Raw genomic sequence first — 21,445 nt, 5'->3', positions numbered from 1 at the left:
TGATCTCGCCATCCGTTGGTTCGAATCCAGCCGCCCCTGCCATCCAAATTCATTACATGCCAACCGCCAAGGGTGCTTCATGCCCAATCTTGTCGTTTTTAGTGGAAATGCTCATCCACAGTTCGCCCAGAAAGTCGTAAGCCATTTACATATTCCTCTCGGTGCTGCTTCAGTCGGTCACTTTTCTGATGGGGAAATTTCAGTAGAAATTACTGAAAATGTTCGTGGTAAAGACGTTTTCATCGTACAGCCTACATGTGCTCCAACCAATGATAACCTGATGGAAATCTTGGTGATGGCAGATGCATTACGTCGCGCTAGCGCTGGTCGTATTACCGCTGTTATTCCGTATTTTGGCTATGCTCGTCAAGATCGTCGTCCGCGTTCAGCACGTGTTCCTATTACCGCAAAAGTTGTTGCAGATATGCTAACCACTGTGGGTGTAGACCGTGTTGTCATGATCGACCTTCATGCTGACCAGATCCAAGGCTTCTTCGATATCCCTGTCGACAACATCTACGGTACGCCTGCCCTGCTTGCAGATTTGCGTCAGCAATCGCATGACAACTTGATGGTGGTTTCACCTGACGTTGGTGGTGTGGTACGTGCACGCGCTGTTGCAAAACAAATGGGTGATATCGACCTTGCAATCATCGACAAACGTCGTCAAAAAGCAAATGAATCACAAGTGATGCATTTGATTGGTGATGTGAAAGATCGTGACTGTGTCATTGTTGACGATATGGTTGATACTGCCGGTACACTTTGCAAAGCTGCCGATGCACTGAAACAATTTGGTGCTCGTCGTGTTGTTGCTTATGCCACTCACCCTGTTTTATCAGGTAAGGCATTAGAAAACTTGCAAAATTCTGTGCTTGACGAATTGGTAGTCACTGACACCATTCCGCTTTCTCCTGAAGCATTGAATTTAGGCAAAATCCGCCAAGTATCTGTAGCAAGCATGGTCGCTGAAACAATTCGTCGTATTAATAACGAAGAATCTATTAGCGCGATGTTTGATAGTTATCTATAATAGCCCGAATTTTTCAAACCCTGGCCTTGGCTGGGGTTTTCTATCACTAAACTGGTCGCAAGTTTAGTTTATTTTACTTTAATGAGGATTTATCTCATGGCAAATTTTGTACTTAACGCTACTGCGCGTAACGAAGACAAGCAAGGGAAAGGTGCGAGCCGCCGCCTTCGTCGCGAAGCGCTTGTTCCAGCAATCATCTATGGTGGTGAAGCTGAGCCTGTAGCAGTAACAATCGAACTTCGTGAACTTGTTAAAGCGCTTGATAACAACGCTTTCTTTGAAGAAGTTGTTGAAATCAAACTTGGTGACAAAGTTGAAAACGTGAAAATCCAAGCGTTACAACGTCACCCTGCAAAAAACACGCCTATGCACGCTGACTTCAAACGCGCATAAGTGTTCAAGGCGTAAATTAGTGTCTAAGATTTCGCTAATTGTTGGTCTGGGTAATCCGGGAACGGAATACGCCCAGACCCGTCATAATGCAGGATTCTGGTTTGTTGAGCAACTTGCAGATCAGTATCACATTACATTAAAAAAAGATCCAAAGTTTCATGGATATACAGGACGGGGCCAAATTGAAGGACACGATGTTCGTCTTTTAATTCCAACGACCTTCATGAATCGTTCGGGACAAAGTGTTGTTCCTTTTTCAAAGTTTTATCAAATTCCCCCTGAATCTATTCTGATTGCGCATGACGAACTAGATATGGACCCAGGTGTGATTCGCTTAAAAACAGGCGGCGGACACGGTGGTCATAATGGTTTACGTGATATTGTGCCGCATATTGGGCCAAACTTTCACCGCTTAAGAATTGGAATCGGTCATCCTGGATCGAAAGATCGCGTTTCTGGGCACGTTTTGGGTAAAGCACCACAAAGCGAACAGAGCCTTATGGACGATGCCATTCATCATGCCTTGTCAAAGTTAAGACTGTTGGTCGACGGCCAAATCTCTCAAGCCATGAACCAAATTAATGCATATAAGCCAAATTAGCATAAATTGTTGAACAATCAGGCTTGCCATGCGATTTGAATCAGAGCAAAATGCGCATACTCGCTCACAATGATGTGAACGTGTGCCGATTCAAGGACAAGATCAGACGCTTATGTCAACTCAGGAGACGCTGGCCATGCTATCTCGATTATTAAAATGCAAAATTCACCGTGCCGTAGTCACACATGCCGAACTTCATTATGAAGGCTCTTGTGCGATTGATGGTGTCTTGATGGATTTGGCAGGGATACGTGAATATGAAGAAATTCATGTCTGGAATGTCACCAATGGCAAACGCTTTACCACTTATGCCATTCGTGGTGAAGAACGTTCAGGCATTATTTCGGTGAATGGTGGCGCTGCACATCAGGCAGATGTAGGTGATCTAGTTATTATTGCAACCTTTGGTGACTTTACCGAAGTGGAAGCAAATGCGCACAAACCGCGTTTAGTGTATGCAAATCCAGATAATACCGTCAACCACACGGCAAACTGTATTCCGGTACAAGTCGCTTAAATGACTGTACACCCAAAGGCCCGCAATCTGCGGGCTTTTGGGTGTTTGTACCGCTTGGCAAAGCAAAATTTACACTATGCATAGAACTGATTGTTCTAAAAAAGGCTCTCGGAAATCATGCAAAAAACGCTATACTATTCACACATCGCTTCAGGGCGGGGTGCAATTCCCCACCGGCGGTAAGCTCAGCACGAGCAAGCCCGCGAGCGCAGCAAAGTGAGTCATGCTTTCAGCGCAGATCTGGTGTAATTCCAGAGCCGACGGTATAGTCCGGATGAAAGAAGACGACGTTTTACGATACCACCATTTTGGGGTGGTATTGCTGCGCCCCCATTTCTCATCAGTCCTGAAATGTTTAACCGTACAGTCCATTACGTGAGCATTTCATATGTCTAGTTTGATTCAACCCGAAATTTTCTTCTCTGCCCTCTCTCCAGCCGAACAACGTATTCAGCAAGCACTTGAAGATATGCGTGCCGGAAAACCGGTATTGGTGATGGACGACTTTGATCGTGAAAATGAAGCCGATCTGATTGTGGCAGCCGAAACCCTCAATGTAGAGACCATGGCGCGTATGATTCGAGACGGTTCAGGTATTGTGTGTTTTTGCCTTTCAGAACAACTGGCCGATCATCTGGAGCTGCCTCCTATGGTACAAAACAATTCCAGCCAGTTTCATACCGCCTTTACCGTCACCATTGAGGCTGCATATGGCGTCACCACAGGCGTTTCAGCCAAAGACCGTGTTACCACCATTCAAGCTGCCATTAAAGATGGTGCGGTCGCCAGTGATCTAAATCGTCCAGGCCATGTCTTCCCTTTGCGCGCGCGTGATGGTGGCGTATTGGCTCGCCGTGGTCATACCGAAGCCACAATTGATCTGGCACGTTTGGCAGGCTTAAAACCTTCGGGCGTGTTATGTGAATTGACCAATCCAGATGGCACAATGGCAGCAGGTATTCAGGTGTTGGCCTATGCACAAACTCATCATTTGACCGTAATTACCATTGAAGAATTGGTGCAGTATCGCCTAAAGCATCAAATTTAAGATTATCAGATCAAAAAAAGCCCGACATCGGGCTTTTTTTAAAAGTCATCTTCTACCGTTTCGAGTAAGTGTTGTTTCATGCCATCGGCGCGTAACCATGCAAAATCATAGCTGGCCTGAGCCAAGGATAAAATGCGACGTTCGAACTCTTGCCAGAGCGGTTTGACTTGGTGACTTTGAATCCCTAGACCACTTTCATCGGCCAGATAGATATTTTTTTCGCACACTTTCAAGGCATGATACAAAGTGCGGCCAGTAGATGCATGCTCAAACAGACGTACGCGCTTTAATTTGAGAAACGCGAAAGCTTGCGCCAGATTGGCATGAGGGAGCATCGGAATTAGAATCTGGTCTAACTGAATGTCTAAACGTGTCCAGATGCTTAATTGCTGCTCTGGGGTGTAACTGTTCCAATGAATAATTTCATGGCTAAAACGACGACAACCACGGCAGACGTTATCTCCAAACGTCGTCGAACAGCGCCCCGCACAAGGCGTCAAAGTGGTAATGCGTCGATCTTGCGTCACACTTATCTCCCTATCGATTAATTACAATACGCGTTTATAGGATGATTCATAAACGCCAAAAACTACTATATATTGTATGCTTTATCTAAAAAAACACAATATTTAGTCTTTAAACTTTAAAATCCATCCTGTGATTTTGAATAAAACTTAGGCATTTTTACATATTCCATCTTAGACAAATAAATCCCTATAAAATGTATTGAATTCTCGCCAATTGGAAAAATTCGAGCTAGAATATGCGCCTAAATTTTTGTTATCTATGTTTGGAGTTTTCCATGAACGCTACTGTAGAACAGCTTGCACCTGTAGAACAGCAAGCGACCAATGATTGGGTGGTTGCCGCGTTGTACCAATTTAAAGAAGTAGCCGATGCTGCAGATTTGCAACAACGTCTTCTTGATCTGGTCAAAACCATCAATCTGTGTGGAACTCTAATCGTAGCGAGTGAAGGCATTAACGGTACCGTTGCAGGTGACCGCCACGCAATTGATACTATTCGCCAGTTTTTATTGAATGAAGGCTTCAATGCGATGGAATACAAAGAATCGCATAGCTCAGACAAGCCATTTCGAAAAATGAAAATCAAACTCAAACAAGAAATTGTGACTTTGGGTGTGGAAGTGAAGCCACGTGATCTGGTTGGACATTATTTAGATCCAAAAGAGTGGAATGATTTGATCCGTCGTGACGATGTTATTCTGATTGATACCCGAAATGATTATGAGTACAAGGCCGGGACATTTAAAGGCGCGATCGATCCTAAAACAGAAACTTTCCGTGAGTTTCCAGATTATGTGAAAAAGAATCTTGAACAGCATAAAGATAAAAAGATTGCGATGTTTTGTACGGGCGGGATTCGCTGTGAAAAATCGACCTCCTTATTGCTCCAAGAAGGTTTTGAAGAGGTGTATCACCTTAAAGGCGGCATTTTAAAGTACTTAGAGGAAACACCTGCCGAAGAAAGCATGTGGGAAGGTGAATGTTTCGTATTTGATGGCCGTACAGCAGTCACTCACGGTGTCGAAGAAGGCCAAAATGTAAAATGCCATGCATGTGGCTGGCCGCTCACACCTGAAGAGGTGGCGCTTCCAAGTTATGAACACGGCGTATCGTGCGTATACTGCATAGACAAAACCACAGAAAAACAAAAAGAAGGTTTCCGTATGCGTCAATCACAAATTGCAGCCGCGAAACGTAAACGTCTTTAATTCATCAATACATCATAAAGCCGAAACACTGTTTCGGCTTTTTTGTTTCTATACGACCTGACCAATGATATAAAACTGACCTGAAGCAAGTACAACTTTATCGATAATACGCATGCCCAATCCATCGATATGTACTTTTAGCGAGGTAGAATTTTCAAGATCAATAAAAGCAATCAAGGCATCAAAAGATTGCTGTTTTAAATCTTGGATCGCCTGATCATATAAGCGCTTAGCAACACCCATGCCCCGATAATCATGATGAACTAAAATAGGTCCATACGTGGCATAACGCATATCGGCCAGATGGCTTTCATTCAACACCAAGATATCGGCATGTTGATGAATATACTGAATAATTTCAGGGCCATTCATTGAATGCATCTGCTGAAGTACCAGAAAACCTGCAGGCTGCTGCCCAATTTCAGCTTTATAAATCGATGAAGACTCAATCCATTTTTGTGCCAACTGCTCAAAATGCGGATTATCCTGCACAAAGCCCTGCACTGGCTGCTGAAGCTGTTGTTTGGTATTGGCTTGGTAAAGCGCGACGATCCAATCTAAATCTTGCGGAGTTGCTTGCGTTATTTCTATTTTTTGCATGCTGATGCCTTTAGATCATTTGACTTTTTAATTCGTTTTTTCATTTGGATTAATAAAAGTTTATATGGTGGTTTTACCGTTTTACCTTATACGATTCACCCAACAAATAGCGCAATATTTACAATTTGACAGCAGGATTTACAGCTGACAGTACGCTTGATACGACACTCGATCGTAAATTACGTCTCAGCATTTTTGAGCATCTTAGTAGGCCGATGTATAAATTTACATAACAAATCTTTGAAATTTAAAGCACTGTCATTACTATCTTTTTATTTACCAATTCAATTCTATGGAAAATTGGGTCATACAGATTATTGAACGTTTAGGCTATTTGGGCATCGCCTTCTTAATGTTTCTAGACAATGTCTTCCCTCCTATTCCCTCTGAAATTATTATGCCCAGTGCAGGCTACACCGCCTCACGTGGTCAGTTACAGATTGTCGGTGTGATTGTTGCTGGCAGCTTTGGTTCGATTGTTGCCGCAGCCGTTTTGTATGCTTTGGGTCGTAAGATTTCTCAAGAATCTTTATTTAAACTTGTAGACCGTTATGGCAAATATCTATTCATTAAGCGCAAAGACGTACACAAGGCACTTGAATGGTTTGAGCATTATGGTCACAGAATTGTCTTTTTCGGACGCATGATTCCGGCTGTTCGCTCCCTCATTAGTATTCCGGCTGGCATGAGTCATATGCCCTTTTGGAAATTTATGCTCTACAGTAGCTTGGGTACACTGATCTGGACCACATTTTTAGCTTGTGTGGGCTTTTACTTTGGTGAAAATCAAGCACTCATGTTTGCAATCATGCATCGTGTGGGATATGTCATTTTGGCAATTGTTGCAGTGTTAGGTTTGATGTGGTTGTATAGAAAATTCTTCAAACGCAAAGCTTAAATATAGTTCATTTCACTTCGATATCTTAATCTTTAGTGATTAAAACTGATCCAGCTTTGGACAATGCCATGATGCGCTTGAACTTTGGGCACTCCAACGGATTGATAAAACTACACTGCGTGGCATGGTTTAGCATTTTTCTGAGCGATTCAAGTTCTCTTATTTTCTGCTCCAGTTCCTGTGCTTTTTCCTCAAGTTTTAATTTATCTACCTGTGAATCTGGCCGCCCCAACATGGCTTTAATTTCAGCAATACTAAATCCTGCCTTTTTACCTAATTCAATCAAAGCGAGTTGTTCTAACACCTGCTCAGAAAAGACGCGTTGCAAACCTTTACGCCCAATAGAACGAATTAAGCCCATGCGTTCATAATATCGCAGCGCTGAGCTTGTTAATCCGGTCTGACGGACAAGCGTTGAAATCGTGATCTCATTCATCTTGACTTGAAGTTCACTTCAATTTGTAGACTGTAGTATCTTACTTTATCAGGCTAAAGCAATAATGGAAGTGGTATATATTTTCTGGATCGGTGTGGCTGCAACAATCTGTATGGATCTTTCTAGGGCAGCGTTAAAATTTTGGTTTGGAGTGCAATCACTGGACTATTCATTGGTGGGTCGGTGGCTTTTATCTATGCCAAAAGGATTTTTTTGTCATCGTAATATCATTAACTCAGCTCGACTTACCCATGAAAAATGGGTGGGCTGGCTCGCACATTATATGATTGGTGTAGGCTTTGCTGGTCTTTATTATTTAGCAATCCCTAGCGAACAGCAACCTCTGTTCTTTTGTGCTGTGGGATTTGGTTTATTCACCGTGCTTATACCCTTTTTTATAATGCAGCCTTGTTTCGGATTTGGAATTGCTGCGCGACGAGTGCCCTCTGCGTGGCAAGCGCGACTTAAAAGTGTTTTTGCTCATGGTGTATTTGGTATAGGACTATATTTAGCAATTCATCTATTCAATAACGTGGTTTAACTCGTTACAACTTATACTTTAAACAAAGGATAGTGGCATGCAACAAGATTTTTGGCATCAACGCTGGCAAGAAAATCGAATTGGTTTTCATCAGCCACAGCCCAATGATTACTTAATTCAGTATTTATCTACTTTATCACTCCAGCCACATGCTCGTATTTTGGTGCCTTTAAGTGGGAAAACTTTGGATATTGGCTGGTTGCTCATACAAGGTTTTCGCGTGGTGGCGATTGAACTGAGTCCTGTTGCAGTTCATGCTTTGATGCAACAGTTGAAAGATGATCTGGGCATTGTATTTGAACAAAAACAGCTTGAAGCATGTGTTCACTATCATCATCCAGAAATCGATCTTTTTGTTGGTGATTTTTTCGATGTATCCAATGTAGAGATTGGGCAGATCGATGCAATTTATGACCGCGCAGCCTTAATTGCATTACCGCCTGAAATGCGTGCCCGCTACGCACAGCATCTGATCGATATAACTCAAGGCGCAGTGCAGCTTCTGGTGAGTTACCAGTATGATCAAGACAGTTTTCAAGGCCCGCCTTTCTCGGTCGAGACAGAAGAAATTAAACAGCTTTATGCATCGCAATATTCAATTCGACAACTGGCGCATGTGGAATTATCAGAACAACACAAAGGACGACAAGCACAAGAAAAAATCTGGCATTTATCGCGCTAAATGAAAATAAAAAACACCTCTTTAGAGGTGTTTTTTGTGTGTTCAAGTCGCAGCTTTAAACCAATAAGCCAAACATTGCGTTTAACTACTTGACGAAAAGCAGCACGAAAACGTTTTAGTTGGGTGTATGGTACATCAAATACAATTCATTTAGGTTCTCTGGAATTTCTTCCGCCAGCTCATCCATCAACTGACCATTACGACGGAAAGATTCCATTTGTGGATCTTCTTCATCAATGCCACTGAACACCATAATCGGCAAAGTCAAATCGACCAATTGCTCTTCATGCTCTGGTGTAAACCATGCATCTTCGTTGAGAAACATCGCATCGACAAAACCAACGCTCCAGTCGCCCAAACTTGACTCGGTGTCGGCTTCTTCAATTTCAAAAGGAAACTCGATTCCTTCTTCATTGGCCAGATTTTGGCGAATCTGATCAAGCCAAATGTTGATCTGTTCAATGATTGCTGTTGGCACACTTTTCTGATTGCCTTCAAACAATTCATTTAACCAGCGGTCAAACTGTGGTCCAACCGCAATGGCACACAAAAAACCATGAGTAGCTGCAAAATCCAGACCGTATTCGTTTTGGTCACCGTCAAGATAATCGCTCAATAGGTCTAAATTCAAAGTACTCATTGTGTATCCAATTTCATAAAAATAGGCTGTAGCATATCATTTTCAGCCGTAGATGGACTACATCTGATTTATGTTAGTCTTCGTCGTCGTCATCAAGATCATCATCATCAAGATCATAATCAAAATCTTTCAGCTCACGCTCCAATCGACGCTGCGCGAGTAGATCGTCAATCAAACGACGCTTTTCTAATGATTCTTTGGCACTGATTTTGCCTGATGCTTCATCAAAACTAACATCATCATCATCACCGTAGTTATCATCTAATTCAAAATCTGTAGAAGACACTAAAACTACCTCATAATGAAAAAATGTGAATGTTCTAGGCGCTATTTATCTCCCTTTAAAATCCTTGTCAAGTTTTATTTATTTTTTTTCATAAATTCAGGGTTTTTGAATTTTTTTTCGTCAAAAAAATTGTATATTCAGAAAAGTCTTGATAGTGTTGAGAATCATGTGCGAAGCAGGAAGAAAAAATAAACAGGCATTGCACTTGAAAAACATTCGTTTTGTCCCAATATTCAAAAAATAGCTGTGAAATCAAAGATTTTTTTCATTTATATCTGATCGATCAAATTGAAAACATTTATAGCGAATTGTGCTATCATGCACGGTTTTTTACTGCCACAGATTCAACGAAGAGTAAGCAAAGATGAGCGATATGCATTCCCCTACTTCTCAAGTAGCGGCTCTGATTAGCCGAGGCAAAGAACAAGGTTACTTAACCTACGCTGAGGTTAACGATCATCTCCCAGACTCAATCACAGAAAGCGAACAGATTGAAGACATTATCCAGATGCTTCAAGACGTTGGTATTCCTGTGCATGAACGTGCACCTGAATCTGATGATACGATGTTCGGTGATTCGACAGAAGCCGATGAAGTTGCAGAAGAAGAAGCTGCAGCTGTACTTGCGTCTGTGGAAAATGAACCGGGCCGTACAACAGACCCTGTACGTATGTACATGCGTGAAATGGGAACGGTTGAACTCTTAACGCGCGAAGGCGAAATCAGCATTGCAAAACGTATTGAAGAAGGTATTCGTGACGTTCTTCATTCGATTGCTTACTGGCCAAATGCTGTTGAAGTTGTATTACAAGAATATAATGATTATGTGACTGGCGAACGCCGTCTAGCCGACATTTTGTCTGGTTATCTTGATCCTGAATCAGACGAAGAGATTCCAGAAGTTCTGGAAGAAGAAGCCGAGATTGATCAAGACGATGATGCATCGACTAAATCGACCAAAGAGGTCAAGCTCGATGACGAGGATGAAGAAGAGGAAGAGTCTGAAAGCGATGATGACTCTGAAGGCGATTCAGGCCCAGATCCAGAAATTGCAAAAGTTCGCTTTGAAGAACTCGAAGCTGCGTGGAACAACACTAAATCTGTGATTGCCAAACATGGTCGTAACAGCGACGAAGCTAAAGCTGCACTTGAGTCTTTGGCCACTGTGTTCATGATGTTTAAGTTCACGCCTCGCCTGTTTGATATTATCTCTGAGATGATTCGCGGTACACACGAGCAAATTCGTTCTAACGAACGTGAAGTGATGCGTTATGCTGTCCGCCGTGGTCGTATGGATCGTACCCAGTTCCGTACTACATTTCCGGGACAAGAGTCAAACCCAAGCTGGCTTGAAGAACAGATTGCAAAAGCACCAGCCGAAACCAAAGGCCATCTTGAAAAGGTGCGCCCAGATATCTTGGCTTTCCAGCAAAAAATTGCTGAAATCGAGAAAGATCTGGATCTAAACGTCCGCGAGATCAAAGAAATTGCTAAACGTATGGCTGTTGGTGAAGCCAAAGCACGTCGTGCCAAGAAAGAAATGGTTGAAGCCAACTTGCGTCTGGTCATTTCAATTGCGAAAAAGTACACCAACCGTGGTTTGCAATTCCTTGATCTCATTCAAGAAGGTAACATCGGCTTGATGAAAGCGGTTGATAAATTTGAATACCGTCGTGGTTATAAATTTTCGACCTATGCAACATGGTGGATTCGTCAGGCCATTACCCGTTCGATTGCCGACCAAGCACGTACCATCCGTATTCCGGTACACATGATTGAAACCATTAACAAGATCAACCGTGTATCTCGCCAGCTTCTACAAGAAATGGGCCGTGAACCGACACCTGAAGAACTGGGTGAACGTTTGGAAATGGACGAAGTAAAAGTCCGTAAAGTGCTTAAAATCGCCAAAGAACCGATTTCGATGGAGACACCAATCGGTGATGACGAAGATTCGCATTTGGGTGATTTTATCGAGGATTCAAACATCACTTCACCAGTTGATGCGGCAACCTCAGAAGGCTTAAAAGAAGCAACACGTGAAGTGCTTGAAAATTTGACTGAACGTGAAGCAAAAGTCTTGAAAATGCGCTTTGGTATCGACATGCCAACGGATCATACGCTAGAAGAAGTGGGTAAACAGTTTGATGTGACACGTGAACGTATCCGTCAAATTGAGGCGAAAGCACTGCGCAAATTGCGTCATCCTTCACGTTCTGAACACTTACGTTCATTCCTTGAAAATGACTAAGCACTGCTGATCAGTAGTCACTTGATACTCAGGTGATTGCCCCCATTTAAGATCCAAATACTTTAATGCCTGCATCTTCTTAGGCATTAACTATGGAGACTGATATGTTAGACCGCACTCCTTCTCGTGAATTACAAGAACATCTTTGGGTTTTTCCAATGGATTATCCAATCAAATTGATTGGTAATGCAGGAGATGAGCTTCGCGTAGCTGTTGTTGATATTTTGCAGAAGCACTTTCCTGAATTTGATGCTGCATCAATCAAGGTGCAACCATCACGTACAGGAAAATATCATTCTTTAACAGCGCAATTGCGCTTTGAAGAACTTGAACAAGTGCACGCACTGTATGCAGATTTGGCGGCTTGCCCACTGATTCGTACTGCACTTTAAGCTTTAAAACACGCCCTGTGGCGTGTTTTTCTTTATTTGCCTATCTAATTTCTGCTTTCACTTCAAACACGAAGAGATACGATCTGTGAATGATACTGTTTTAAAACCTACACTCGTCATTCGACAATACACCCAGTTGCATCCCTATGCAGATCTGTTTGATGAAATGAAAACCTTCACCAATGAGCGGGATGCCGATACTCCCGATCAATTGTGGATTTTGCAACATCAGCCTGTTTTAACTCAAGGTCAGGCTGGAAAGCCAGAACATATCTTGCTGCAAACCGACATTCCTGTAGTTCAATCTGATCGAGGCGGTCAGGTTACGTGGCATGGTCCGGGACAAATGGTGATCTACTTTTTATTTGATCTGAACCGTTTGAAATGGAATGTTCGAACGCTGGTTTCTTTTGCTGAACAACTCATGATTGATCTGCTTCAAGCTTATGGCATTGAAGCTTATGCCAAAGCTGATGCCCCGGGTGTGTATGTTGCAGGGCGTAAAATTGGTTCACTGGGGTTTAAAATTCGTCGCGGACGCAGTTATCATGGGCTGGCTTTAAATATCGATTGCGACCTGAGTGGCTTTCAAAGTATTAATCCTTGTGGTTATGCTGGGCTCGAAATGGTACGGTTATGTGACTTACTGGTTGCGTATCCTAGCTTTGAACAGTTATGCGATCAGGTAGTGAACTATTTTAAATCCCGCGAAGATTTTAGTGACGTACAAGTCATCACACGATAAATCACTTTTCGATCATCAAAAAATCAATTAGAGTAAATACTCTAAATAAAATTAGAAACTGCAAAGGGAAAGTAGAGTGATTCCAATAAAAGCCGTTAAACCTGCATTGCAGCTGAGCTACGTCAAACTCATGATGGATGTGATTGGGCGCGGGCTTGCCATGGCAAGTGAAGTCGATCAAGAGATTCAACAGGAAGTTGCCAAGTTTCCAGCCAATTTTGTTTTATCAATGAACGTTTTTCCACATGGTCCAGCTTTCGTGGCACGGATAACACCAGATAAACGTCTTCAGTTACTTTCCAATACCGACATCAAACCCGATCTCACCATTACCTTTAAGCATTTAAGTCATGCTTTTTTAGTATTTTCTTTTCAGGAAAGTACCGCACAGGCATTTGCCAATGACCGTATGATTGCTGATGGTGATCTGTCGTATGCAATTCGTCTGGTACGGTGTCTAAATAAAATGGAAGCCTTGATTTTACCTAAAGTCGTGGCTTCACTTGCAGTAAAAGAGTACCCAAGCGAGCTGGCATTGAAGGACAAATTGACCGGCGCCGCCCATATTTATCTTAAAGTCGCACAATCATACTTAAAACGGAGTATTTAACATGGCCAAGCCTTACTATGAGTTTTTCTGTCCTGTCAAAGTGATTGCTGGCCATGCCGCGCTTGAACATATTCCGTTTGAACTGGCTACCTTGGGCGCAAAAAAAGCCTTTATCATTACCGACAAAGGCGTGCGTGCCAACAAGTTACTCGAACCCATCGAAGCAGCATTTGGCTCAACCGATACGGTAATTGGTTATATTTTTGATGATGTTCCACCCGACTCTAGCCTGCAAACGGTTCGACGTGCAGCAGAGTTGTATCGTGAGCATGGCTGTGATGCCATTATTGCCATTGGTGGCGGCTCCGTGATTGATACCTCGAAAGCCACCAATATTCTGGTTTCTGAGGGCGGTGATGATCTCTTAAAATATTCAGGTGCCCACAATCTACCTAAACCGTTAAAGCCGTTTTTTGTTATTCCGACCACCTCAGGTACAGGCTCTGAGGCCACTATGGTGGCCGTTGTGTCAGATACGGAAAAAAATGTCAAAATGGCCTTTGCTTCGAACTATTTGATGCCACATGCTGCCATTTTAGATCCGCGCATGACCCTGACGTTACCCGCTCATCTCACTGCAATGACTGGTATGGATGCTTTAACCCACTGTGTCGAAGCCTATACCTGCCTAGCCGCAAATCCAATTAGTGATGCTTACGCCAGCGCCGGAATTAAAAAAATCAGCGAGCATCTGTTTCAAGTCATTGAAAATCCAAACGATGCCCAAGGCCGTCTTGAACTGGCACAAGCCTCTACCATGGCCGGCATTGCTTTTTCAAATTCGATGGTCGGTCTGGTGCATTCACTCGGTCATGCTTTGGGTGCAGTTGCGCATTTGCCGCACGGTTTATGTATGAATCTATTCTTACCGTACGTGCTTGAATACAACAAAGACGTGAATGGTCCAAAAATTGCCGACCTCTTGCTGCCACTGGCTGGCGCTGATATTTATGCACAAACACCAGCCAATCAACGTGCAGACAAGGCCATTTCCACCATTTTGGCCATGCGTGATCGTTTATTCAGCATGACCAAACTGCCACGTACCTTACGTGAAACAGGCAAAATAAGCGAAGCTCAGCTCGATGAAGTGGCTGAAAAAGCACTCAATGATGGCTCAATTATTTATAACCCAAAAGAAGCGAGCTTAGCTGATCTAAAAGCGATTTTGAAAAAAGCTTGGTAATTCTTCATTTTTTTATAATTTTGCTAAGAGTCTGAATTTACTTTAAGTTCAGACTCTTTTATTTTTAGATGAATTTTTATTCATTTTTTTTACTGGTCAAGTTGGCAAAAAATTTGCTAAAAATTCAACAAAGTTACTGACAAAAGGCCCCATTTTAGGATAGATTGGCGCACTTTACTTTTTGTATAGGGGGGATCGTTCGTCTCAAACGATCCTTAACAGACATGACTGATCCTTGATCAACGATTATGAGGATACGCCGTTGACAACTCACACTGGGACTCAACCTGCGGCTAAACTGCAAAAGACGCTAGGACTCTGGCACATCATCATCATCGGTTTGGCTTATATTCAACCGATGACCCTATTTGACACTTTTGGCCTAGTATCAGAAGAAAGTCATCATCATGTACCCACATCGTATATCATTGCTCTGATTGCGATCTTGCTGACCTCGATCAGTTATGGCCATATGATTCGTCGCTATCCGTCTTCCGGATCTGCGTACACCTATGCGCAAAAATCGATTCATCCCAATGTTGGCTTTATGGTCGGCTGGTCATCATGGCTGGACTATCTGCTCTCGCCTATGGTCAACATCATTCTGGCTGTCATTTATTTACAGGCGTTGTTCCCATCAGTGAATCACTGGGTCTGGGTCATTGTACTGACCGCATTTATGACGGGAGTGAACCTTCGTGGTGCGAAATTCGTCGCGCATTTCAATAGCTGGATTGTTTTGGTTCAATTGATTGTGATTGCCGTCTTTACTTATCTGGTCTATGAAAAACTCCAGATGGGCTTAAATGCAGACGGACCAATGACTGCTGAAACACGCTATCAGCTCTGGAGCCTCGAACCTTTTTGGAACGAACTGACCTCCTTGGGTGCAATCGTAACGGGTGCCACCTTGCTATGCTTCTCGTTTACCGGATTTGACTCATTAAGCTCACTGGCTGAAGAAACCAAAGATACGGAAAAAACGCTACCTAAAGCAATTTTTCTGACAGCGTTGTTGGCGGGTGTCATTTTTATTGCCAGCACGTACTTCATCCAGATTTATTTCCCGGGCGATCCAAAAAGCTACTTTGCTGATATTGCAGCCACCCAGCCTGATATCTTGATGCTTGTAGGTGGATCACTGTTTCAGTCATACGTATTGGCTTTTGCAATTGTGACCGTTATGGCGTCGGGTATTTCGGCACATGCGGGCGTATCGCGTTTGATGTACGTGATGGGCCGTGACGGGATTATCAACAAGAAGATTTTTGGCCATATCAGCAGCAGCAGTTATACCCCGTCTTACAATATTATGATTGTAGGTGTGGTTGCCTTGGCTGCAGGCTTTATGGACTTAGATATCATTATCTCAATGATCAGTTTCGGTGCCCTAACAGCATTCACCTTCGTGAATCTGTCGGTCATTTCACGCTATGCACTTCGTGATGGACGCACCAAAAACTTTAAAGATATCTTAAACTTTGTAATCATTCCGTTGTTGGGCTTTTTTAGTATTTTTGCCATGTGGCTTGAAATTGAAGACACTGCGCTAAAATACGGCTTGTGGTGGGCGATGTTTGGTATTTTGTACTTAGGTTATAAAACCAAAGGTTTTAAATACTCAGCACCTCAGCATAATGAGTTTGACGACAAGTTATAAACCAAGAAATAAAAAAGGCGCATCGCGCCTTTTTTATTTCTGTTGCTCTAAGCTACAGAACAAAATAAACACCTTACTAGACCATTTAAACTGCCGATAAGGTTTTAAAACCTTGCTGACGCCATGCTTCGTATACAATTACAGCCGTAGCATTAGACAGATTTAAACTGCGAGAATTTTCTGCCATCGGCAAACGAATCCAGTTTTCCTGAGGAAACATTAAGCGTACCGCTTCTGGCAATCCACGCGTTTCAGGCCCCATCAATAGTGCAATAGGTCGATTTAAATCGACTGTATGCGGGGTCGATGTGCCTTTGGTGGTCAGAGGAAAAACCGCGCTAACCCCCTGACGCTGTAAATCATCTAGGCATAATTGGATATTGTCCCAGATTTTCATGCGCGCATATTCGTGATAATCCAGCCCAGCACGTTTAAGCTTTTTATCATCCAGCTCAAATCCTAACGGACGTACCAAATGCAACTGCGCACCTGTATTGGCGCACAAGCGTATGATATTACCGGTATTGGCAGGAATTTCAGGCTCAAACAAAACAACGTGAATCACTTAACTACTCGCTTGTCACTTAGATGAAATAAGTTCAGGTGATACACCTGAACGGATGGGATTAGGCAATTTTCGACCCCGAATCATGCCATTGAAGCTGATCACGTAAATTCACCACTTCACCAATAATCGTCAGCGTCGGTGCATGAATGTGGTGCTCAAGTACTTTCGATGCGATGGTCTGTAATGTTCCCACAACAACTTTTTGCTCTGGCGTAGTACCCTTTGAAATCAGGGCCACAGGCATATCAGGCCGCTGACCATGTTCAATCAGTTGCTCGCAAATCTGTTCAAGTCCGACCAGCCCCATATACAGCACTAAGGTCTGATTTTCATAGACCAGCTCTTTCCATGGCAGCTCTGGAGATCCAGCTTTTAAGTGTCCTGTTAAAAACCGTACGCTCTGCGCATAGTCACGATGAGTAAGTGGAATACCGGCATATGCTGAGCATCCCGAAGCAGCGGTAATGCCGGGCACCACCTGAAACGGAATACCCGCAGCAAAAAGCTCCTGAATTTCTTCGCCCCCACGGCCAAAGATAAACGGATCACCGCCTTTGAGTCGACAAACCCGTTTACCAGCCTGCGCATACTTGACCAACAACTCATTGATGCCTTCTTGCGGCACACTATGATTTGAACGCGCCTTCCCGACATAGACTTTGTCTGCATCTCGACGGCATAGTTCCATAATTGGCGCAGAGACCAACCGGTCATAAATAACGACATCGGCCTGCTGCATCAAGCGTAACGCTTTGAGTGTAAGTAATTCTGGATCTCCCGGGCCAGCCCCGACCAAATACACTTCACCTTTAGGCGTGCGCCAGTTTTGCAGTGCATCGGTCATCATCTGGTTTGCAGCATCCAGATTGTCATTGAACACCTGCTCTTTTAAAGGACTATTGTATAAATCTTCCCAAAAAATACGGCGCTCATCTGGATTTTCAATCTGGGCCTTCACTTGTTTGCGCCAGCGACCAGAAAACTCTGCCAGTTTACCCATGCCGTGTGGCACCAATGTTTCAATCTGCGTGCGAAGCTGACGCGAGAGCACGGGTGATGCGCCATTTGAAGCCACAGAAATTAGTAGCGGTGAACGATCAATAATGGCAGGCACCATAAAGCGGCAATTGGGAATGTCATCGACGCTATTGACCAAGATCGTTCGCGCTTCGCATTGCTCGAATACTCGCTTATTTACGGCTGCAACATCAGTGGCTGCAATTACCAATCGATAAGCACGCTCCAGATCAGTGTCTTCAAAAGGCTTGTGATACGCAGTGCCCTGACTTTGATCGATCAATGCAGTTAAATCACTGCTAATCTCGGGTGCAACCACATCTAAAATTGCGCCCGCTTTAACCAGTAGGACAGCTTTACGGTAGGCAATATGCCCACCTCCCACAATCAAACAACGCTGTTGCTGTAACTTAAGCGAAATTGGAAAAATTTCCACTGCCTACCTCGGAATCAAAACATTGGGTGGGTAAAAGCAAAAATCATGCACACAATCGATGCAATTAATCGATAAACGTTGCACCACCCATGTACGGACGCAACACTTCTGGAATTTCGATTGAACCATCTGCACGTTGATAGTTTTCCATCACCGCTAAAAGTGTACGACCAACAGCCAGTCCAGAGCCGTTTAAGGTATGGACCAATTCGGTTTTCTTGGCTTCACTACGATAACGCGCCATCATGCGGCGTGCCTGAAAGTCGCCCATATTTGAACATGATGAAATTTCACGATAGGTATTTTGACTCGGTACCCACACTTCAAGGTCATACGTTTTGGTTGAACCAAAGCCCATATCACCACCACACAGCAAAATCTTGCGATACGGCAAGCCGAGTGCCTGTAAGATCCCTTCAGCATGTGCAGTCAATTCTTCAAGTGCCTGCATAGAATCTTCTGGTTTAACGATCTGCACCATTTCTACTTTATCAAACTGATGCTGACGGATCAGACCACGGGTGTCACGACCATACGAACCTGCCTCACTACGAAAACACGGTGTGTGCGCTGCATACTTCAGCGGAAGACGATCGGCATCGATAATTTCATCACGCACAAAGTTGGTGATTGGCACTTCGGCGGTAGGAATGAGATAGTATTCTTTTTCGCCTTGTAACTTAAATAAGTCTTCTTCAAACTTTGGTAACTGCCCTGTGCCACGCAAACTATCTGCATTAACCAAATACGGCACGTATGCTTCGGTGTAACCATTTTTTAAGGTATGTGTATCGAGCATAAATTGAGTCAAAGCGCGCTGTAAGCGTGCCAAAGGCCCTTTTAATACGCTAAAGCGTGAACCGGTGAGTTTAGTGGCCGTTTCAAACTCCAGCCCCCCCATCCATTCGCCCAAGTCGGTATGGTCTTTGATTTCAAAATCAAATTGACGCGGCGTGCCCCACTTCGAGATTTCCAGATTATCACTTTCATCTTTGCCTTCTGGCACAGATTCATGCGGCAAGTTTGGAATAGTGAGCGCTTTTTGTTCAATCTCTGCCTGTAGATCAGCCAAAGCCACCTCGGCCGCTTTGATCTCATCTGCAATTGCTTGCATGCGGGTCATGATTTCTGATGCATCACCACCCGCTTTTTTGATTTGGCCAACTTGCTTCGCCCCGGCATTACGTTCTGCCTGCAAACTTTCAGTTTTGGATTGAAGCTCCTTGCGGCGTGCTTCCAGTGCTGACCATTCAGCCGGATCAAGTTGAACACCACGTTTAGCAAGGGCCAGATTTACAGCTTCAATATTATTTCTGAGTAATTTTGGGTCGATCATAGTCAATCAAAAGTTAAGGAAAAAACTGCCTTATAGTGTAAGCGCTTCACATCAAAAAATACAGTCAGCACTTCACGACAATTTTAAATGACTTAAATCAGCTTTACTCCTGAATTCAGACTCAATTTAGCTAGATTAAGGCGATTGCATGACAGGCTGACTCGGCAAGTACTCAGGTTTAATCACATCTTTGGCTTGATCATACGGCAAGGTCAGCTCTGTAAGCCCTTCAGCATACGAGGCCAGTTCATAAAGTGGATAGACAAACACGATGCCGTCATTGCCATAATAATAGTTGTCGCTCAGTTTTAGCTTTTCTCGTGAAATGCTATGTTCATCCAGCCAGCTTTGATTATAACTGTAGAGTCGATCAAGTAGGGTTGCCTCTTTTCCGTTCTGGATTAAATCTGCCACCGTCACATGCTTTTTATGAGCCAAATCGAAAATAACGTATTCTTTGTGATACATCCCATGTGCTGCACCTGCCGAATAGGTATATGTGAATAATTCAAATGAAGCCAGATTGTAATTTTGCCCCAAATAACGCACGTAAATCATACTTTGGCCATCTTGCGGCATTCCATCAGGCAACTTCACAGCCTGATCGGGTAAATTGGCAAAGGCATTTGGATCGGCCTTTTTAATACGTTCGCTAAAATATGCATCAATCCAAGGCTGATTGGTTTCAACACTTTGAAAGTTATAGGTGGTACACCCATCTTCTAAACATAGCTTGTTTTTTGGCAATTTGACTGCGACCACTTTGGCCTTTAATGCGGGAATACTGGGCTGAGCGGCGGGAGTTGTCGTAGATTTTTGCTCATTCTTTGCATCAGATTTGGGTTGGCAAGCACTGATCAGTAAAGTGGCACTGAATATTGAAACCAGAACAGTTGTTTTTCTTGTAGGTAATAAAGCCATATGCACTCCTCTCTATTATGATCATGTCATCTCAATGGAGTTCACTATAGCAAAGCCACTTTTAAACTGAACATTGAAGTTATGTAGCCTGAGCACAAAAAAAAGCCGCATACGCGGCTTTTTTATATTGACGGCTTATTGATCGATAATATCCGTGCCTTTTGGCGGTGTAAAATTAAAGGTCGATGCCGGAATTGCAGCATTTAACTTCACGTTATTAAATCGAACATATGTGGTTTGACCGAGTGAATCTTGCAAAATCATCAAACTTGGTGCTTTATTTGCGCCAAAGCTGATGGTCAGGCTTTGAAAGGCACCCTCACTGTCTTTTGGATACAATGTGTAGTAAGTTTTACTACGATCTGGCTGAGTCACCCGATAAGACTGCATGATCTGACTGGTATTTCCAGAAAGGAGCAGCGCAGGCGTATTGGCAACCTGTTCATCTAGACTCTGACGAATCGCTTGTTGTAGATCAGGGTCATAAATCCAGACCGTTTTACCCGTGGTCACAATGGTCTGTTTAGACGGCGTTGAGGTTTCCCAGAAAAACTTTCCTGGACGCGCAACTTTCATTACCCCTTTAAAGGTCTGGTTCATGTGCTGCGCTGTCAGCCCTTTCTTTTGTGGCGCTTTTGAGTTGGTTACTTTAGTGGTTTGCTCAAAGTTGGCACTCAAGCTTTGAATACCCGTGAGTTGCTTCACCAAGTTTGAAGTGGCTTGTTGTTCCGATGCAGGCGTCGCGGCAAACACTGTCGTGCTCATGACAGGTGCAAGCGTTGCTGCGCTTATCGTTATTGCACACATGGTTTTACGAAGCATCGTCATAATATCACCTTGTCTTTCGTTGTGTTTCAATCAATTTGATTTTTATATTACCCGACAAATTATATGCTAAGAATTGAAAAAATAA

General features: G+C 43.3%; 25 protein-coding genes and 1 riboswitch. Of the genes, 15 read left to right on the top strand and 10 right to left on the bottom strand.

The window, feature by feature from the left end:
* Nucleotides 1-79 precede the first annotated feature (79 nt).
* The 5 genes from ADA42_RS14600 (at nucleotide 80) to ribB (ending at nucleotide 3,592) form a co-directional block, all read left to right on the top strand.
* The gene (locus ADA42_RS14600; RefSeq protein ID WP_004929444.1) at nucleotides 80-1,033 is read left to right on the top strand and encodes a ribose-phosphate pyrophosphokinase; all 954 of its coding nucleotides are present in this window, start codon (nucleotides 80-82) and stop codon (nucleotides 1,031-1,033) included.
* A 96-nt stretch (nucleotides 1,034-1,129) separates the two neighbouring features.
* The gene (gene rplY, locus ADA42_RS14595; RefSeq protein ID WP_004941000.1) at nucleotides 1,130-1,426 is read left to right on the top strand and encodes a 50S ribosomal protein L25; all 297 of its coding nucleotides are present in this window, start codon (nucleotides 1,130-1,132) and stop codon (nucleotides 1,424-1,426) included.
* Nucleotides 1,427-1,445: 19 nt separating this feature from the next.
* Nucleotides 1,446-2,027, top strand: coding sequence for an aminoacyl-tRNA hydrolase (gene pth / locus ADA42_RS14590; protein ID WP_004941001.1), 582 nt, complete (start codon nucleotides 1,446-1,448; stop codon nucleotides 2,025-2,027).
* Nucleotides 2,028-2,163: 136 nt separating this feature from the next.
* Nucleotides 2,164-2,544, top strand: a complete 381-nt coding sequence (gene panD, locus ADA42_RS14585) for an aspartate 1-decarboxylase (protein WP_004941003.1) — start codon at nucleotides 2,164-2,166, stop codon at nucleotides 2,542-2,544.
* Nucleotides 2,545-2,687: 143 nt separating this feature from the next.
* A riboswitch (FMN riboswitch) is annotated at nucleotides 2,688-2,834 on the top strand.
* A 98-nt stretch (nucleotides 2,835-2,932) separates the two neighbouring features.
* Nucleotides 2,933-3,592, top strand: coding sequence for a 3,4-dihydroxy-2-butanone-4-phosphate synthase (ribB, locus tag ADA42_RS14580; RefSeq protein WP_048765934.1), 660 nt, complete (start codon nucleotides 2,933-2,935; stop codon nucleotides 3,590-3,592).
* A 38-nt stretch (nucleotides 3,593-3,630) separates the two neighbouring features.
* Here ribB and ADA42_RS14575 read toward each other — a convergent pair whose 3' ends face one another.
* Complete coding sequence (locus ADA42_RS14575) at nucleotides 3,631-4,119, bottom strand: DUF1289 domain-containing protein (RefSeq protein ID WP_004941011.1); 489 nt, start codon at nucleotides 4,117-4,119, stop codon at nucleotides 3,631-3,633.
* Between the two features lie 275 nt (nucleotides 4,120-4,394).
* On the opposite strand from ADA42_RS14575, the gene ADA42_RS14570 reads away from it, so the two are divergent.
* Nucleotides 4,395-5,327: a rhodanese-related sulfurtransferase gene (locus tag ADA42_RS14570; protein WP_004943210.1), complete on the top strand. Its 933-nt coding sequence runs from the start codon at nucleotides 4,395-4,397 to the stop codon at nucleotides 5,325-5,327.
* Between the two features lie 48 nt (nucleotides 5,328-5,375).
* Here ADA42_RS14570 and ADA42_RS14565 read toward each other — a convergent pair whose 3' ends face one another.
* Nucleotides 5,376-5,927 carry a GNAT family N-acetyltransferase gene (locus ADA42_RS14565; protein ID WP_048765932.1) on the bottom strand — a complete coding sequence of 184 codons (552 nt, stop codon included), beginning with the start codon at nucleotides 5,925-5,927 and terminating at the stop codon, nucleotides 5,376-5,378.
* Nucleotides 5,928-6,219: 292 nt separating this feature from the next.
* On the opposite strand from ADA42_RS14565, the gene ADA42_RS14560 reads away from it, so the two are divergent.
* Nucleotides 6,220-6,825: a DedA family protein gene (locus ADA42_RS14560; protein ID WP_048765930.1), complete on the top strand. Its 606-nt coding sequence runs from the start codon at nucleotides 6,220-6,222 to the stop codon at nucleotides 6,823-6,825.
* Nucleotides 6,826-6,850: 25 nt separating this feature from the next.
* Here the strand turns inward: ADA42_RS14560 and ADA42_RS14555 are convergent, their stop codons facing one another.
* Nucleotides 6,851-7,261, bottom strand: a complete 411-nt coding sequence (locus tag ADA42_RS14555) for a MerR family DNA-binding protein (RefSeq protein WP_004941025.1) — start codon at nucleotides 7,259-7,261, stop codon at nucleotides 6,851-6,853.
* Between the two features lie 64 nt (nucleotides 7,262-7,325).
* Between ADA42_RS14555 and ADA42_RS14550 the strand changes: the two genes are divergently transcribed.
* Both ADA42_RS14550 and tmpT read left to right on the top strand, forming a co-directional pair.
* A complete protein-coding gene (locus tag ADA42_RS14550) occupies nucleotides 7,326-7,802 on the top strand; it encodes a DUF2938 family protein (protein ID WP_048765929.1) in 477 nt (158 codons plus the stop codon).
* Nucleotides 7,803-7,839: 37 nt separating this feature from the next.
* The gene (gene tmpT, locus ADA42_RS14545; protein ID WP_004941034.1) at nucleotides 7,840-8,484 is read left to right on the top strand and encodes a thiopurine S-methyltransferase; all 645 of its coding nucleotides are present in this window, start codon (nucleotides 7,840-7,842) and stop codon (nucleotides 8,482-8,484) included.
* A 115-nt stretch (nucleotides 8,485-8,599) separates the two neighbouring features.
* Here tmpT and ADA42_RS14540 read toward each other — a convergent pair whose 3' ends face one another.
* Together ADA42_RS14540 and ADA42_RS14535 are read right to left on the bottom strand one after the other, a co-directional pair.
* Entirely contained in the window at nucleotides 8,600-9,124 is a 525-nt protein-coding gene (locus ADA42_RS14540) for a YecA family protein (RefSeq protein ID WP_004941036.1), read from the bottom strand.
* A gap of 73 nt (nucleotides 9,125-9,197) precedes the next feature.
* Nucleotides 9,198-9,410, bottom strand: a complete 213-nt coding sequence (locus ADA42_RS14535; protein WP_004941040.1) for a PA3496 family putative envelope integrity protein — start codon at nucleotides 9,408-9,410, stop codon at nucleotides 9,198-9,200.
* Between the two features lie 364 nt (nucleotides 9,411-9,774).
* Between ADA42_RS14535 and rpoD the strand changes: the two genes are divergently transcribed.
* The 6 genes from rpoD (at nucleotide 9,775) to ADA42_RS14505 (ending at nucleotide 16,254) form a co-directional block, all read left to right on the top strand.
* The gene (gene rpoD, locus ADA42_RS14530) at nucleotides 9,775-11,661 is read left to right on the top strand and encodes an RNA polymerase sigma factor RpoD (RefSeq protein ID WP_004941043.1); all 1,887 of its coding nucleotides are present in this window, start codon (nucleotides 9,775-9,777) and stop codon (nucleotides 11,659-11,661) included.
* A 104-nt stretch (nucleotides 11,662-11,765) separates the two neighbouring features.
* Nucleotides 11,766-12,053, top strand: coding sequence for a YbeD family protein (locus tag ADA42_RS14525; protein ID WP_004941045.1), 288 nt, complete (start codon nucleotides 11,766-11,768; stop codon nucleotides 12,051-12,053).
* Between the two features lie 85 nt (nucleotides 12,054-12,138).
* Nucleotides 12,139-12,798, top strand: a complete 660-nt coding sequence (lipB, locus tag ADA42_RS14520) for a lipoyl(octanoyl) transferase LipB (protein WP_048765927.1) — start codon at nucleotides 12,139-12,141, stop codon at nucleotides 12,796-12,798.
* 76 nt (nucleotides 12,799-12,874) lie between these two features.
* Nucleotides 12,875-13,408, top strand: coding sequence for a hypothetical protein (locus ADA42_RS14515; protein WP_048765925.1), 534 nt, complete (start codon nucleotides 12,875-12,877; stop codon nucleotides 13,406-13,408).
* A gap of 1 nt (nucleotide 13,409) precedes the next feature.
* The gene (locus tag ADA42_RS14510; RefSeq protein WP_004941054.1) at nucleotides 13,410-14,594 is read left to right on the top strand and encodes an iron-containing alcohol dehydrogenase; all 1,185 of its coding nucleotides are present in this window, start codon (nucleotides 13,410-13,412) and stop codon (nucleotides 14,592-14,594) included.
* A 262-nt stretch (nucleotides 14,595-14,856) separates the two neighbouring features.
* On the top strand, nucleotides 14,857-16,254 hold the full coding sequence (locus ADA42_RS14505; RefSeq protein WP_004943238.1) for an APC family permease: 1,398 nt from the start codon (nucleotides 14,857-14,859) through the stop codon (nucleotides 16,252-16,254).
* An 85-nt stretch (nucleotides 16,255-16,339) separates the two neighbouring features.
* Here ADA42_RS14505 and ADA42_RS14500 read toward each other — a convergent pair whose 3' ends face one another.
* From ADA42_RS14500 to lolA, 5 genes are all read right to left on the bottom strand, one after another.
* The gene (locus ADA42_RS14500) at nucleotides 16,340-16,819 is read right to left on the bottom strand and encodes a tRNA (cytidine(34)-2'-O)-methyltransferase (protein ID WP_048765922.1); all 480 of its coding nucleotides are present in this window, start codon (nucleotides 16,817-16,819) and stop codon (nucleotides 16,340-16,342) included.
* A 61-nt stretch (nucleotides 16,820-16,880) separates the two neighbouring features.
* Entirely contained in the window at nucleotides 16,881-18,275 is a 1,395-nt protein-coding gene (cysG, locus tag ADA42_RS14495; RefSeq protein WP_004941062.1) for a siroheme synthase CysG, read from the bottom strand.
* Between the two features lie 64 nt (nucleotides 18,276-18,339).
* A complete protein-coding gene (serS, locus tag ADA42_RS14490) occupies nucleotides 18,340-19,611 on the bottom strand; it encodes a serine--tRNA ligase (RefSeq protein ID WP_004941063.1) in 1,272 nt (423 codons plus the stop codon).
* A gap of 135 nt (nucleotides 19,612-19,746) precedes the next feature.
* Nucleotides 19,747-20,532: an RsiV family protein gene (locus ADA42_RS14485; protein WP_004943246.1), complete on the bottom strand. Its 786-nt coding sequence runs from the start codon at nucleotides 20,530-20,532 to the stop codon at nucleotides 19,747-19,749.
* 135 nt (nucleotides 20,533-20,667) lie between these two features.
* Entirely contained in the window at nucleotides 20,668-21,360 is a 693-nt protein-coding gene (lolA, locus tag ADA42_RS14480) for an outer membrane lipoprotein chaperone LolA (RefSeq protein WP_004941067.1), read from the bottom strand.
* Nucleotides 21,361-21,445 lie beyond the last annotated feature (85 nt).

The sequence above is a fragment of the Acinetobacter sp. 243_ASPC genome (genome assembly GCF_001054715.1).
GTDB classification, from domain to species: domain Bacteria; phylum Pseudomonadota; class Gammaproteobacteria; order Pseudomonadales; family Moraxellaceae; genus Acinetobacter; species Acinetobacter soli.
The sequence above is the reverse complement of the archived record's forward strand: the minus strand, read 5'-3'. Positions and strand labels throughout refer to the sequence as shown.